The organism is Piscinibacter sp. XHJ-5 (assembly GCF_029855045.1).
Lineage (GTDB): Bacteria > Pseudomonadota > Gammaproteobacteria > Burkholderiales > Burkholderiaceae_C > Albitalea.
Map to the genome: position 1 here is coordinate 331,461 of NZ_CP123228.1, position 13,454 is coordinate 344,914.

Annotated in this window: 15 protein-coding genes; 9 read left to right on the top strand and 6 right to left on the bottom strand. The window is 69.4% G+C overall.

All coding sequences use genetic code 11. The annotated features are described in order from the left end of the window. Position 1: 1 nt before the first annotated feature. Positions 2-742: a glucose 1-dehydrogenase gene (locus tag P7V53_RS01555; protein ID WP_280153722.1), complete on the top strand. Its 741-nt coding sequence runs from the start codon at positions 2-4 to the stop codon at positions 740-742. 18 nt (positions 743-760) lie between these two features. On the opposite strand, the gene P7V53_RS01560 is transcribed toward P7V53_RS01555, so the two are convergent. Together P7V53_RS01560 and P7V53_RS01565 are read right to left on the bottom strand one after the other, a co-directional pair. After that, positions 761-1,954 (bottom strand): amino acid aminotransferase, encoded by a 1,194-nt coding sequence (locus P7V53_RS01560; RefSeq protein WP_280153723.1) that lies wholly within the window; start codon positions 1,952-1,954, stop codon positions 761-763. A 4-nt stretch (positions 1,955-1,958) separates the two neighbouring features. After that, the gene (locus P7V53_RS01565; RefSeq protein ID WP_280153724.1) at positions 1,959-2,453 is read right to left on the bottom strand and encodes a glutathione peroxidase; all 495 of its coding nucleotides are present in this window, start codon (positions 2,451-2,453) and stop codon (positions 1,959-1,961) included. A gap of 112 nt (positions 2,454-2,565) precedes the next feature. Between P7V53_RS01565 and P7V53_RS01570 the strand changes: the two genes are divergently transcribed. Then, on the top strand, positions 2,566-3,408 hold the full coding sequence (locus P7V53_RS01570) for a response regulator (protein ID WP_280153725.1): 843 nt from the start codon (positions 2,566-2,568) through the stop codon (positions 3,406-3,408). A gap of 4 nt (positions 3,409-3,412) precedes the next feature. Here the strand turns inward: P7V53_RS01570 and P7V53_RS01575 are convergent, their stop codons facing one another. Beyond that, complete coding sequence (locus tag P7V53_RS01575) at positions 3,413-4,297, bottom strand: DMT family transporter (protein ID WP_280153726.1); 885 nt, start codon at positions 4,295-4,297, stop codon at positions 3,413-3,415. Between the two features lie 80 nt (positions 4,298-4,377). On the opposite strand from P7V53_RS01575, the gene P7V53_RS01580 reads away from it, so the two are divergent. Beyond that, complete coding sequence (locus P7V53_RS01580) at positions 4,378-5,310, top strand: hypothetical protein (RefSeq protein ID WP_280153727.1); 933 nt, start codon at positions 4,378-4,380, stop codon at positions 5,308-5,310. 7 nt (positions 5,311-5,317) lie between these two features. On the opposite strand, the gene lplT is transcribed toward P7V53_RS01580, so the two are convergent. After that, positions 5,318-6,595 carry a lysophospholipid transporter LplT gene (gene lplT, locus P7V53_RS01585; RefSeq protein WP_280153728.1) on the bottom strand — a complete coding sequence of 426 codons (1,278 nt, stop codon included), beginning with the start codon at positions 6,593-6,595 and terminating at the stop codon, positions 5,318-5,320. Between the two features lie 177 nt (positions 6,596-6,772). Between lplT and alr the strand changes: the two genes are divergently transcribed. Continuing rightward, positions 6,773-7,870: an alanine racemase gene (gene alr / locus P7V53_RS01590; RefSeq protein ID WP_280153729.1), complete on the top strand. Its 1,098-nt coding sequence runs from the start codon at positions 6,773-6,775 to the stop codon at positions 7,868-7,870. A 12-nt stretch (positions 7,871-7,882) separates the two neighbouring features. Here alr and P7V53_RS01595 read toward each other — a convergent pair whose 3' ends face one another. Next, positions 7,883-9,358, bottom strand: a complete 1,476-nt coding sequence (locus tag P7V53_RS01595) for a PLP-dependent aminotransferase family protein (protein ID WP_280153730.1) — start codon at positions 9,356-9,358, stop codon at positions 7,883-7,885. Positions 9,359-9,528: 170 nt separating this feature from the next. On the opposite strand from P7V53_RS01595, the gene P7V53_RS01600 reads away from it, so the two are divergent. Next, a complete protein-coding gene (locus P7V53_RS01600) occupies positions 9,529-9,846 on the top strand; it encodes a DUF2917 domain-containing protein (protein ID WP_280153731.1) in 318 nt (105 codons plus the stop codon). After that, a complete protein-coding gene (arfB, locus tag P7V53_RS01605) occupies positions 9,827-10,225 on the top strand; it encodes an alternative ribosome rescue aminoacyl-tRNA hydrolase ArfB (RefSeq protein ID WP_280153732.1) in 399 nt (132 codons plus the stop codon). Before P7V53_RS01600 ends, arfB begins: the two co-directional genes overlap by 20 nt. A 20-nt stretch (positions 10,226-10,245) precedes the next feature. Here arfB and P7V53_RS01610 read toward each other — a convergent pair whose 3' ends face one another. Beyond that, on the bottom strand, positions 10,246-10,872 hold the full coding sequence (locus P7V53_RS01610) for a LysE family transporter (protein ID WP_280153733.1): 627 nt from the start codon (positions 10,870-10,872) through the stop codon (positions 10,246-10,248). Between the two features lie 112 nt (positions 10,873-10,984). On the opposite strand from P7V53_RS01610, the gene radA reads away from it, so the two are divergent. From radA to P7V53_RS01625, 3 genes are read left to right on the top strand one after another with little or no spacing between them, the layout of a single operon-like run. Beyond that, the gene (gene radA / locus P7V53_RS01615; protein WP_280153734.1) at positions 10,985-12,340 is read left to right on the top strand and encodes a DNA repair protein RadA; all 1,356 of its coding nucleotides are present in this window, start codon (positions 10,985-10,987) and stop codon (positions 12,338-12,340) included. Then, positions 12,340-12,675 carry an antibiotic biosynthesis monooxygenase gene (locus tag P7V53_RS01620; protein WP_280153735.1) on the top strand — a complete coding sequence of 112 codons (336 nt, stop codon included), beginning with the start codon at positions 12,340-12,342 and terminating at the stop codon, positions 12,673-12,675. The genes radA and P7V53_RS01620 overlap by 1 nt, the downstream gene beginning before the upstream one ends. Beyond that, positions 12,672-13,451, top strand: a complete 780-nt coding sequence (locus P7V53_RS01625) for a metallophosphoesterase family protein (RefSeq protein ID WP_280153736.1) — start codon at positions 12,672-12,674, stop codon at positions 13,449-13,451. Before P7V53_RS01620 ends, P7V53_RS01625 begins: the two co-directional genes overlap by 4 nt. Positions 13,452-13,454: the final 3 nt, after the last annotated feature.

A 13,454-nucleotide genomic window follows, 5' to 3' on the forward strand; every position in this document is an offset into this window, starting at 1 on the left:
GATGAGACTTCAAGGGAAATCCACCATCGTCACGGGCGGCGGCTCCGGCTTCGGCGAAGGCATCGTGCGCAAGTTCATCGCCGAAGGCGCGAAGGTGCTGATCGCCGACCGCGACGAGGCGAACGCGAGACGCGTCGCCGAGGCCACCGGCGCGCAATGGATCCGCACCGACGTCGCGCGCGCCGAAGACACCAGGTCGATGATCGACGCGGCCGTCGAGCGCTTCGGGGCGCTCGATGTCCTGGTCAACAACGCCGGCATCGGCCACCTGCCGCAGCCGCTGGAAGACCTGCCGGAGGACGAGTTCGACCGCATCCTGGCGGTCAACGTGAAGTCGATCTACCTCGCCGCGAAGGAAGCGGTGCCGCGCTTCAAGGCGCAGAAGAAGGGCGTGATCCTCAACATCGCCAGCACCGCCGGCGTGAGCCCGCGGCCCCGCCTGGCCTGGTACAACGCGAGCAAGGGCTGGGTCATCACGGCCACGCGGGCGATGGCGGTGGAGCTGGCGCCTTTCGGCATTCGCGTGAATGCGCTCAATCCGGTGGCGGGCGACACGCCGCTGCTGAAGACCTTTCTCGGCGAGGACACGCCGCAGATGCGCGCGAAGTTCCTGGCGACGATCCCCATCGGTCGGTTCTCGACCCCGGAGGATCTGGGGAATGCGGCGTGCTTCCTGTGCAGCGACGAGGCGTCGATGATCACCGGCGTGGCGATGGAGGTCGACGGCGGACGCTGTATTTGAGGTGACGGTGGCGGCGGGCTAGGCCAGCACCGCCGCCATCGCGACCGCCGTCGCCTCGACATTCTTCGTGTTCAACCCCGCCACGCACATCCGCCCCGAGCGCACCAGGTACACGGCATGCTCCTCGCGGAGCCGGTCCACCTGCGTCGCCGTGAGCCCGGTGTAGCTGAACATTCCCCGCTGCGTGAGGAAGTAGTCGAAGTTGCGCGAGGGCAGCTTCGCGGTCAGCACCGCATGCAGGCTGCGTCGCATCGCGAGGATGCGAGCGCGCATGGCGGCCACGTCGGCTTCCCAGGCGGCGCGCAGGGCGGGCTCGGACAGCACCTTCGCGACCACCAGGCCGGCGTGGATCGGCGGGCTGGAGTAGTTGCGCCGCACCGTGGCCTTGAGCTGGCCGAGCACGAGCTCCGCTTCGTCGGCATTCGGGCACACCACGCTGAGCGCGCCGGCCCGCTCGCCATACAGGCTCATGCTCTTGGAGAACGAGTTGGCGATGAAGAACGACAGCCCGGCGCTGGCGAGCGAGCGCACGGCGAACGCGTCCTCGGCGATGCCGTCGCCGTAGCCCTGGTAGGCCAGGTCCAGGTAGGGCAGCAGCTCGCGCTCGCGCAGCACCGGGATCAGCTCTTCCCACTGGCGGCGGGTGAGATCCACGCCGGTGGGGTTGTGGCAGCAGGCGTGCAGCAGCACGATGCTGCCCGCCGGCAGGGTGCGCAGCGTGGCCAGCATTGCGTCGAACTTGAGGCCGCCGGTGGCGGCGTCGTAGTAAGGGTACGTGTGCACCTTGAGGCCGGCGCCTTCGAACATCGCACGGTGGTTGTCCCAGGTCGGATCGCTGACCCACACCTCGCTGGCCGCGAACCAGCGCTTGAGGAAGTCGGCGCCGACCTTGAGCCCGCCGCTGGAGCCGACCGTCTGCAAGGTGGCGATGCGGTTGCTCTTCACCGCTTCGTGGTCGTTGCCGAACAGCAGCTGCTGCACGGCCCGGCGGCACGCCGGCGCACCTTCGATCGGCAGGTACGGCTTGGCGGCGCCCTCGGCAAGCAGCTGCGCCTCGGCCTTGCGCACGCAGTCGAGCACCGGGATGTGCCCGGCATCGTCGAAGTAGATGCCGATCGACAGGTTGATCTTGTGGGGCCGCGGGTCGTTGCCGTAGGCCTCGTTCAGCGACAGGATGGGATCGCCGGCATAGGGCTCGAGGTGCTGGAACATGCGCTCACGCCTTCTCGGCCAGGGCCGCTTCGATGTCTTTCCTGATCGACTCGGGCGTGTCGGTCGGGGCGTAGCGCTTGAGGACACGGCCGTCGCGGCCGATGAGGAACTTGGTGAAGTTCCACTTGATGGCCTGGCTGCCGAGGAAACCGGGGGCTTCCGAGGTGAGCCACTTCCACAGCGGATGCGCCTGGGCGCCGTTGACCTGGACCTTGCTCATCATCGGGAAGGTCACGCCGTAGTTGAGGCTGCAGAACGACGCGATCTGCTCGTCCGAGCCGGGATCCTGGCCGCCGAACTCGTTGCTCGGGAAACCCACGACCACCAGGCCGCGCTCGCGGTAGGTCTCCCACAGCGATTCCAGCCCGCCGAACTGCGGCGTGAAGCCGCATTCACTCGCCGTGTTGACGATCAGCAGCACTTTTCCACGCTGTGTAGAAAGGTGGGCGGGTTTGCCCTCGATCGAAAGGGCCTCGAAATCGTAGACGCTGGTCGCCATGGCGTGCCTCGGGGTGGGACTGACCCGGCCATGGTAGCAAGCCGATGCTTGACGCCGCACGGTGCGCCCCCGACGATTTCCCCAAACCATCTCGTACCGGAGATCCGCCCCGATGGCCGTGCGCCCGTCCGAGCAGTACACCGTGGCCCTCCAGGGCTTCAGCACCTTCGAGCGCGGCGCGCTCGCCTCGTTCTTACGCCTGGCGGCACAGCGAACGCCGTCGTATGTGCAAGTCGACCGCCTCGACCGCTGCGACTTCGTCATCGCCGACGCCGACCATGCCCGCTCGGTGCAAGCCGTGCAGGCGGCGGGGCGCCTGTCCGACACGGTGTTCGTCGGCGCGCAATCGCCGCACGGCGCGATGGCGTGGCTCAAGCGACCCGTCGATCCGATGCAGATCCTGCGCGAGCTGGATTCGCTGGTCGAGCAGCGCCACTCGTCGCCCGGCGAGCTGGAGGCCGCACGCGAGCCGGTCGGGGCGCCGCGAAACATGCCGGCGCTGGGCCGGCTCGACGTCGCGGGCGACGGCTCGCGGCGCGACGTGCTGGTCGTCGAGGACAGTGCGATCGCCCGGCGCTTCCTGCAGGTGCGGCTGCAGAAGCTGGGCTACCGGGTGCATCTCGCCGCGGAGGGCAAGGAGGCCCTCGAATTGCTGAGGCGCGAGCGCTTCGCGCTGGTCTTCCTCGACGTGGGCCTGGGCCCGGCGGGCAGTCTGGACGGCTTGGCGGTGTGCCAGCAGCTCAAGCAGGACGTGGTCTTCGCCCGCCAGGGCGTGCCCAAGGTGGTGATCGTCACCGGCCTGTCCGGGGAGACCGATCGGGTGCGCGGTTCGCTGGCCGGCTGCGACGCCTACCTCACCAAGCCGCTCACCGAGCCGCAGCTGCACGACACGCTGCGCACGCTGGACCCCGGCTTCGCGGCACGCGAGAAGAGCCTGGCTCCGCCGGCGCCCTGAGGCGTCAGTGCGCTGCTGAAGCGCTTCGCGCCGACAGCAGCGCCGCGGCGACGATCAGCCCGCCGCCCACCAGCAGGGGCGCCGTGAGCCGCCCGCCGCCCAAGGCGATCGCCGAAACCGAGGCGAACACCACCTCGCTCAACATCACCACCGAGGTGACGTTGGCCGGCAGGCGCGAGGCGCCGTACTGCAGCGACAGGTTGCTGAGCAGGAAGAGGAGGGACAGCCCGAAGGCGGCCACGATCCAGCCGGGCGCGGGCCCCGGCGGCCACGGCACGGCGGCGTGCGATGCCAGAGTCGTCGCCAGCGTCCCCGCCACCAGCACGCCGCCGACGAACATCGCGAGCGCGCGTCCTTCCTCGGGGCGGCGGGCTTCGCGCCGCAGCATCACGTTGTTCAGCGCGAACGAGAAGCCGCCGAGCAGCCCGAGCCAATCGGCCAGCGAGCCGGGCAGGGGCAGGCCGCGGCCGGCGGGCCACAGCACGATCGCCGCTCCCGCCAGCGCCATCGCCACCCGGATGCCGGCCGCGGCCGTCAGCGGTTCGTGCAGCAGCAGCCGGGCCAGCAGCACCGTCCACAGCGGCATCAGATAGAACAAGAGCACGACGCGCACCACGTCGCCGATGACGACCGCCCAGTTGAAGCCGGCATTCGTGATGCCCGATGCCAGCATCAGGACCCACAGCGCCGGCGTCGTCGCGACCTGCACGAAGGCGCGCGGGCGCAGCACGCCGATCACGGCCACCGCCAGCACGTAGACGAACACCGTTGCCCACAGCGGATGCAGCGCCTGCGACTCGAGCAGGCGGAACGCCCACCACGAAGTGCCCCACACGAGGGCGTTGAACATCAGGCAGACGATGGGGGCCAGCGAGCGGATCTTCGACACGGCGCGCATTGTCGTTGTTTGGGGTTGCGGCACCCGTGCCGGCGGCCTATGGTCTCGCTCCACGGCAAAGGGGGTGCGGCATGGCGAGGATCGAGGTCTTTCAACCGGGGCAGGTGTTTTCCAGCGAAGCGCCCGACCTCGGCGGCTTCGGCTTTCGCTTCCTGGCCGAAGGCGATTCGTGGTTCTCGATCGGCACGCTGAATCCGCTGAAGAACTCGAACCTGCTGTTCGAGATGGTGTTCCGCCGCAGCGCTTGCGCCGTCAATTGCGCGACGCCGGGCGACACGCTCAAGCGCATGTCGCAGATCGGCACCGATCCCAACTTCGTCGAGCTGCTGTGCGGGCGCCAGGCGCGCTTCTGGGACGCGATCCTGATGTCCTGCGGCGGCAACGACCTGATCGAGGCGGTGCAATCGCCCTCCGTCGATGCACAGGGCGAGCCGGTCCCGCCCGAGCGCCGGCTGCTGCTGACCGAGGCGGAACGGGGCCCACCCGAGCTGGGCGCCCAGCGCTATCTCAGCGATGCCGGCTGGCAGACCTTCTGCGGCTACGTGCAGGCCAACCTCGATCACCTGATCAAGCTGCGCGAGCAGGGGCCGTCGAAGGGACAGCCGGTGTTCCTGCACGGGTACGCCTTTCCGACGCCGCGTCCGGCGGGCGCCGGCCTGGGAATCGGCCCCTGGCTGCTGCCGGCGCTCCAGGCCTACGCGGTGCCGGCCAACGACGGCATCGTCGTCGCCCGCGAGCTGCTGACGCGGCTGGGCGCGCTGCTGGCGGGATCGGCAGCCGACACGCTGCGCTTCCCGAACATGCACTTCTTCGACTCGACGGCGATCCCGGTCGACGCCGCCTTGCCCGATGCGACCGGCGTCAGCGGCGATTGGGTCAACGAGATCCACCTGACGAAGGGCGGCTACCGCAAGATCGGCCGGGCCTGGAGCGCATTCATCGAAAGCACTCTCGCAGGCGAGGTCCCCGTGCCCGCCGCCGCCGAGGAGACGGCACCGGCCTGATCCGGGGTCAGTGCCTGTCGCTGCGGGCGAGCGCCAGCAGGTGCGCCACCTCGTCGGGATGCTTCACGAGGTTGCCCTCGTGCCAGCGCTTGATCAGCCACATGATGGCCGCGACGGCCAGGCCGAAGATGGTGATCGCCCCGAAAGCCGACATGCCGAGCTTGGTCATGCCGGTGTAGAAGGCACCCAGCCCGAGGATGCAGGCCTGCTCGTTGAAGTTCTGCACCGCGATGGAGCGGCCGGCACCCATCAGGTTGTGGCCGCGGTGCTGCAGCAGCGCATTCATCGGCACCACCAGGTAGCCGCCGATTGCGCCGAGCACGATCAGGAACGGAGCGGCCATCCACACGTTGTGGATGAAGTTCATCGCAATGACCAGCACGCCCATCGCGATGCCCAGCGGGATCACGTTGGTCGCCTGGTCCAGCCGCATGCGCAGCGAGGCGACCACCGCGCCGACGGCGGTGCCGACGGCCACGACGCCGACCAGCGAGGAGGCCTGGGTCGTGCTGTAGCCGAGCGCAGCCGCCGCCCAGGCGAGCACGATGTAGCGCAGATTGCCCGAGACGCCCCAGAACAGCGTCGTGGTGGCAAGCGAGATCTGTCCCAGCTTGTCGTTCCACAGGCGCGCGTTGCAGTTGGAGAAGTCGCGCACCAGCGCGGCGGCGCTGTGGGCCAGCGGCTGCAGCGGCGCTTCGGTGCGCGGAATCTTCAGGTTGAACAGCGCCGCCAGCACGTACAGCAGGATGAGGGACGCGATCGCGGCTTCGGGCGGCGTGTCGATCCCCGTGTCGACCAGCGGCATCTCCAGCGACAGCAGGCGCGGCGCCACGACGTGACCGACGAGCTGCCCGCCCAGCAGCACGCCCAGGATGATGGACGCGATGGTCAGGCCTTCGATCCAGCCGTTGGCCTTGACCAGCTGGGAATTCGGCAGCAGCTCGGTCAGGATGCCGTACTTGGCGGGCGAATAGGCCGCGGCGCCCAGCCCGACGATGGCGTACGACAGCAGCGGATGCGTGCCGAACAGCATCATCAGGCAGCCGACCACCTTGACGAGGTTCGAGAAGAACATGACCTTGCCCTTGGGCACGGCGTCGGCGAAGGCGCCGACGAAGGGGGCGAGGATCACATAGAACAGCGCGAACATCGGCACCAGCGCGGCGCGCTGCCACTCGGCCTGACCGGAAGTCTTGAGCAGTTCGACGGCGGCGACGAACAGGGCGTTGTCGGCGAGCGAGCTGAAGAACTGCGCCGACATGATGGTGTAGAAGCCTTTTTTCATTCGCCCGAAGCGCTGCGCCTCTTTCCCCAGGATCTGTTCGGTTGTCTCTCCCGCGGCGCGGGTTATAGCACGCGGGTCATGGCAGTCCGCCAGGCGCAGGGCACGCAGTCACGGGCACGCAGATGAGGGGCGGGTGGCGTGCGGCAGAATTGCCGCATCCCCGTTCAGCCCCGTCAGATGCCCCGTCCGATCGAAGCCCTGATCCATCCCGACGCGCTCGCACACAACCTGCAACGGGCGCGCCGGGCGGCGCCGGATGCCAAGGTCTGGGCGGTGGTCAAGGCCAACGCGTATGGGCATGGCATCGAGCGCGCCTACCCCGGACTGCAAGCGGCCGACGGCTTCGCGCTGCTCGACCTGGCCGAAGCGGAGCGGGTGCGCGCCCTCGGCTGGCGCGGGCCCATCCTGCTGCTCGAAGGCTGCTTCGAGCCCCGCGACCTCGAGCTGTGCTCCCGGCTGGACCTGTGGCACACGGTGCACCGCGAGGCGCAGATCGACTGGCTGGCGGCGCACAAGACGCAGAAGCCGCACCAGGTCTTCCTCAAGCTGAACAGCGGCATGAACCGGCTCGGCTTCTCGCCGGCCGCGTTTCGCGCGGCCTGGCGGCGGCTGTCGGGACTGACGCAGGTCGACTCGATCTCCCTCATGACGCACTTTTCCGACGCCGACGGCGCGCGGGGCATCACCGACGCGCTGGCCGTTTTCGAGGCCGCGACGCACGACCTGCCCGGCGAGCGGTCGATGTGCAACAGCGCCGCGACGCTGCGATTCGCACCTGGTTCAGCGGCCGTGCGAGGCGACTGGATTCGTCCCGGCATCATGGTCTACGGCTCGTCGCCGGACTTTCCGGCGCACGACATCGCTCACTGGGAGCTGCAGCCGACCATGACCTTGCGCGCGCGGCTCATCGCGACGCAGGAGCTCACGCCGGGCGGCACGGTCGGCTACGGCAGCACGTTCCGCGCCGACGCCACGATGCGCATCGGCGTGGTCGCCTGCGGCTATGCCGACGGCTACCCGCGGCTCGCGCCGACGGGGACGCCGGTGCTGGTCGACGGCGTGCGCACGCGCCTGGTCGGTCGGGTGTCGATGGACATGGTGACCGTCGACCTCACGCCCGTGCCTCGGGCCCAGCCGGGCAGCGAGGTGACGCTCTGGGGCTGCGGGCCGAACGGCAGCTTCCTGCCCATCGACGAAGTGGCGCATGCGGCGGGCACCATCGGTTATGAGCTGATGTGCGCGGTGGCCCCGCGCGTGCCGGTGTCCGTGGCGTAACGCCCGACTCTCCTAGAGGTACGCCGGCTCCGGCCGTTGTCGCGCGACCGAGGCCTCGGCCAGCCGCGTCACGATCTGCCCCAGCTTCTTCAGCGACGCATCCATCTTCGCGGACCACGGATCGCCGTATTGCAGGCGGATGAAGTGGTCGAAGCGCCGGCTGATGCTGAAGGCCGCGCCCGGCGCGACGCCGATGTGCTCCAGCCGTGCCAGCGCGAACACCTCGCGCGAGTCGACGTGCCGGGGAAGCTCGATCCACAGCAGCAGCCCGCCCTGCGGCAGGCTGAGGCGGCAGCCCATCGGAAAGTAGCGGGCCACCGCGTCGGCCATCTGGTGGGCCTGCGTCTTCAGCGCGGCGCGCAGCTTGCGCAGATGGTGGTCGTAGCCGCCGTCGCGCATGAACTCGGCCAGCACCTCCTGCTGCAGCATGGGGCACGCCAGCGAGGTGCGGATCTTCAGCGCCTGCGTCTTGAGGAAGTGGCGCCCCGGCGCCACCCAGCCGATGCGGTAGCCGGGCGCTACCGTCTTCGTGAACGCCGAGCACAGGATGACGTCGTTGCGGGTGTCGAAGCTCTTCAGCACCGGCGGGCGCTGCTCGCCGAAATAGAGCTCGCCGTAGATGTCGCTTTCGATCAGGGTGATGCCGCGCTCGGCGGCCAGCTCGACGAGGCGGCGCTTGTGCTCCACCGGCATCAGGCTGCCGCCGGGATTGGGGAAATGGGGCAGCAGCACGCAGGCCTTCACCGCGCCGGGCGTCTGCGTGGCGAAGTCGAGCGCCTCCAGCGACATGCCCACGCGCGGGTGGCTGGGGATCTCGAGCGCGCGCATGCCCAGGCTTTCGATCGACTGCAGCAGGTGAAAGTACGTCGGCGATTCCAGCGCGATGGTGTCGCCGGGACCGGCCACGGACTTCAGCGCCAGGTACATCGCCTCCATGCCGCCGTTGGTGATGACGATTTCCTCCGGCCGCAGCTGCACGCCCGAGCCGACGGCGCGGCGTGCGATCTGCTGGCGCAGCGCGAGGCTGCCGGCCATGTGGTACTTGGTCGCGTACTCCGGATGGCGGCGGTTCACGCTCGCCAGGATGTGCTGCAGCTTGGCCTCGGGCAGCAGCTCGCGCGCCGGCGCCGCGTTGAACGACGGCAGCGCCTGCGGATCGTCGACCATCAGCAGGAACTCGTGCAGCACATGGTCCATGCTGACGAAGCTCGCGCCGTCGACGCGCAGGTCGAACTGCGGCTCCGGCAGCGCCGGCGCACGCGGCACGACGAAGTAGCCGGATTTCGGACGGGCCTGCACCAGGCCGCGGTTCTCCAGGCATCGGTAAGCCTGCAGCGCGGTGGTCATGCTGACGCCGTGCTGGTGGCTCAACTGGCGTACCGAAGGCAACCGGGTGCCGGCGCCCAGTGCGCCGCTGCCGACCGCCCGCTCGATCTCGTCCGCGATGCGCTGGTACAGAGGCGTTCGCGAATCGGCGGAGGCGTCCATCGGCCTATTGTGGACAGTTCGCCCGCGGCTGTACCGGCACAGAAGTGCCCATCTGTTGCCGATACAGACGCCCGTGCCGCGGGCTCTGTGCTGCTGCACTTTGGCCGGTGCTGGGTCTGTCGCCGCGGCGGCCGCGTGCCGACACTGGGTTCCCATCGAAGGAGAGCCCCATGTCGGATCGTGACCACCCCATCGTCCCCATCCACCTGCGCGACGGCGAACTGCTGCGTTGTGCCGACCGGCGTGATGCATGGGTCACCGTCGTGCGCGGGCGCGTGTGGATCACGCAGGCCGGCGACCCGGACGACCATTTCCTCGATGCGGGCCAGGCGATGCACCTTGCCGCGGGGTCGCAGTCGCTCGTGGGCGCCGAAGGCGCGGCGCGCATCATGGTGATGCAGGGCCCGGACCGGCCCGCCCCCCCGCGGCACCGCACAATCACGCAGGAGTTCCGAGCCACCCCCACCCATGAGCTTGCCGAAAGTTGATCCGGACGAGGTCGAGTGGACCGCGATCCGCGCGCAGGGCGCTGGCGGACAGAACGTCAACAAGGTGTCGAGCGCCGTGCACCTTCGGTTCGACATCGCGGCGTCATCGCTGCCGCAGGCGGTGAAGGCGCGGCTGGCGGCATTGAACGACCAGCGCATCACCGCCGACGGCGTGGTCGTCATCAAGGCACAGACACACCGCAGCCAGGAAAAGAACCGCGCCGAGGCACTGCAGCGCCTGCAGGAGCTGGTGGACGGTGTCGCGACGCCGCCGCGGCTGCGCAAGCCGACCAAGCCGACGCGCGCGTCCAAGGAGCGCCGGCTGGAGGGCAAGAGCCAGCGCAGCCAGGTGAAGGCGGCGCGCGCGAAGGTCGTCTAGGGCCGCGCGGCGAAGACCGCCTAAGCCGCGCGCTTGAACGTCGCCAGCAGCACGCCGACGCTGACGAACAGCGCGCCGAACACGCGGTTCAGCAGCTTCATCTGCGCCGGCTTCTTCAGCAGGCTCAGCACCCGCGACGCCAGCGCGGTGTAGGCGCCCATCACGACCAGGTCGGTGAAGGCGAGCGTCGCGCCGATGGTCACGTACTGCGGCCCCAGTGCCTGCGACAGGTCGAGGAACTGCGGCATCACCGCCAGCAGGAACACCGTGCCCTTGGGATTCACCGCGTTGACCAGCCAGCCGCGCAGCACCAGCGTGCGCCGCGGCAGACGTGCCTGGGCTTGCTCGGCGACCAGCGGCGCGGCCGGCGCGCGCCACTGCCTGATGCCCAGCCAGAGGAGATAGGCCACGCCCAGCCACTTGATGACCGTGAACGCGATGCTCGACGCCGCGATCAGCGCGCCCAGCCCCAGCGCGACCACCAGCACCTGGGTGAGGATGCCGGCGATCAGTCCGAAGCTCATGAAGTAGCCGCGGGCGAATCCCTGGTTCAGGCCCGCGCTCATCGCGGCGATGGCGCCGGCGCCTGGCGAGATGCTGATGGCCCAGGACGCGGCGAAGAAGGCGAGCCAGGTGGACAGTTCCATGGTGCGAGGGTGCTGGACACGGGAGCGGTCGGTTCTAACACGAGTGCGCCGGGCCGCGCACGCACGGTTCATTTCAAATGAAGCAGAGCCGTTGACGGCGACAATCGTCCGCATGGCCAAGGACAAGTCGATCTACATCTGCAGCGAGTGCGGCGGCACCTCCCCTAAATGGCTGGGCAAGTGCCCCGCCTGCGGTGCCTGGAACACGCTGGTCGAATCGGTCGCAGAAGCGCCGGCGAAGAATCGCTACCAATCGCTCGCAAGAAGCCAGCCGGTGGCCACGCTGTCCGACATCGAAGCCAGCGAGGTCGAGCGCCAGCCCACCGGCATCGACGAGCTCGACCGGGTGCTCGGCGGGGGCATCGTCGCCGGCGGGGTCGTGCTGATCGGCGGCGATCCGGGCATCGGCAAGTCCACGCTGCTGCTGCAGGCGCTCGACTCGCTGTCGCGCACCATGCCCGCGCTCTACGTCACGGGGGAAGAGTCGGGCGCCCAGGTCGCGCTGCGATCACGCCGGCTGGGGCTCGACGGCTCGAAGGTGCGGGTGCTGGCCGAGATCAACCTGGAGAAGATCGTCGCCACCCTCGATGCCGAGCAGCCGGCGGTGTGCGTCATCGACTCGATCCAGACCGTCTACAGCGAGCAGCTCAGCTCCGCGCCGGGCTCGGTCGCGCAGGTGCGCGAATGCGCGGCGCAGCTCACACGCACCGCCAAGAGCAGCGGCACGACCATCGTGCTGGTGGGGCACGTCACCAAGGAAGGCGCGCTGGCCGGGCCCCGAGTGCTGGAGCACATCGTCGACACCGTGCTGTACTTCGAAGGCGACACGCATTCCAGCTTCCGCCTGGTGCGCGCCATCAAGAACCGCTTCGGCGCCGTCAACGAGATCGGCGTCTTCGCCATGACCGAGAAGGGCCTGAAGGGCGTCGCCAACCCGAGCGCCATCTTCCTGTCGACGCACGGCGAGCCGGTTCCCGGCTCCTGCGTGCTGGTCACCCTGGAGGGCACCCGGCCCATGCTGGTGGAAGTGCAGGCGCTGGTCGACAGCGGCGGGCCGAGCCCGCGCCGGCTGAGCGTCGGCCTGGAGCGCGACCGCCTGGCGATGATGCTGGCGGTGCTGCACCGCCATGCGGGCATCGCGTCGTTCGACCAGGACGTGTTCGTCAATGCCGTCGGCGGTGTGCGCATCAGCGAGCCGGCCGCCGATCTCGCGGTGATGCTGGCCATCCAGAGCAGCCTGCGCGGCAGGCCCTTGCCGCGCGGCTTCATCGCCTTCGGCGAAGTGGGACTGGCCGGCGAAGCGCGGCCGGCGCCTCGCGGACAGGAAAGGCTGAAGGAAGCCGCCAAGCTCGGCTTCTCGGTGGCGCTCGTGCCCAAGGCCAACGCCCCCAAGAAACCCATCGAAGGCCTGACGATCCACGCGATCGAGCGGATCGAGCAGGCGATCGACCTCGCAAGGAGCCTGTGATGACGACCCCCTTCGCGAAAACCCCGCCGCCTCCGTACTACGCCGTCATCTTCTCGTCGCAGCGCACAGAAGGCGAACAGGGCTACGGCGCGATGGCCGACCGCATGGTGGAGCTGGCCGCGCAGCAGCCGGGCTTTCTCGGCATCGAGAGCACGCGCGATGAACACGGATTCGGCATCACCGTGTCGTACTTCGACACCCTGGAGCACATCGCGGCCTGGAAGGCCCACGCCGAGCACCTGCAGGCGCAGGCCCTGGGACACCGCGTGTGGTACCAGCACTTCGAGTTGCGCATCGCCAAGGTCGAGCGCGCCTACTCGAAGACCTCGCGATGAAGATCGCCGTCGTCTCCGACATCCACGGCAACCTGGCGGCGCTGGACGCGGTGCTGGCCGACATCGACGAGGCGGGCGCGGATGTCACCGTCAATCTCGGCGACATCCTCTCCGGTCCGCTGTGGGTGGCCGAGACCGCCGAGCGGCTGATGGCGCTGGAGCTGCCGACGATCGCCGGCAATCACGAGCGCCAGCTGCTCGAGCTGCCGCGCGAGCGCATGGGTGCGTCCGACGCGCATGCGGCGGCCCAGCTGGACGACCGTCGCCGCGCCTGGCTGGCCTGGCTGCCGAAGACGCTGCGCCTGACCGACGAGGTGCTGTGCTGCCACGGCACGCCCACCCACGACCTGGTCTATTTCCTCGAGACGGTGGTGGCACAGCCCGACGGGCCGGGCATCCGTGCGGCCACGCCGGCCGAGGCGCGCGAGCGCGCCGGCACGGCGATGGCCGGCGTGCCGCACGCGGTGATCCTGTGCGGCCACAGCCATGTACCGCGCGTTCTGCGGCTCGCCGACGGCCGGCTCATCGTCAATCCGGGCAGCGTCGGGCTGCAGGCCTATGACGACGGGCCCGCGCATCCGCACGTCGTCGAGAACGGCTCCCCGCATGCCCGTTACGCGATGCTGCGGCGTCGCGAGGCCGGCTGGCAGGTGGAGCTGCGCAGCGTGCCCTACGACGCCGAGGCAGCGGCGCGCCTGGCGGAGTCGAATCACCGCCCCGATTGGGCAGACGCGTTGCGCACCGGTTTCGTCGGCCGGCGGGCGGGCGTCGCCTGAGTT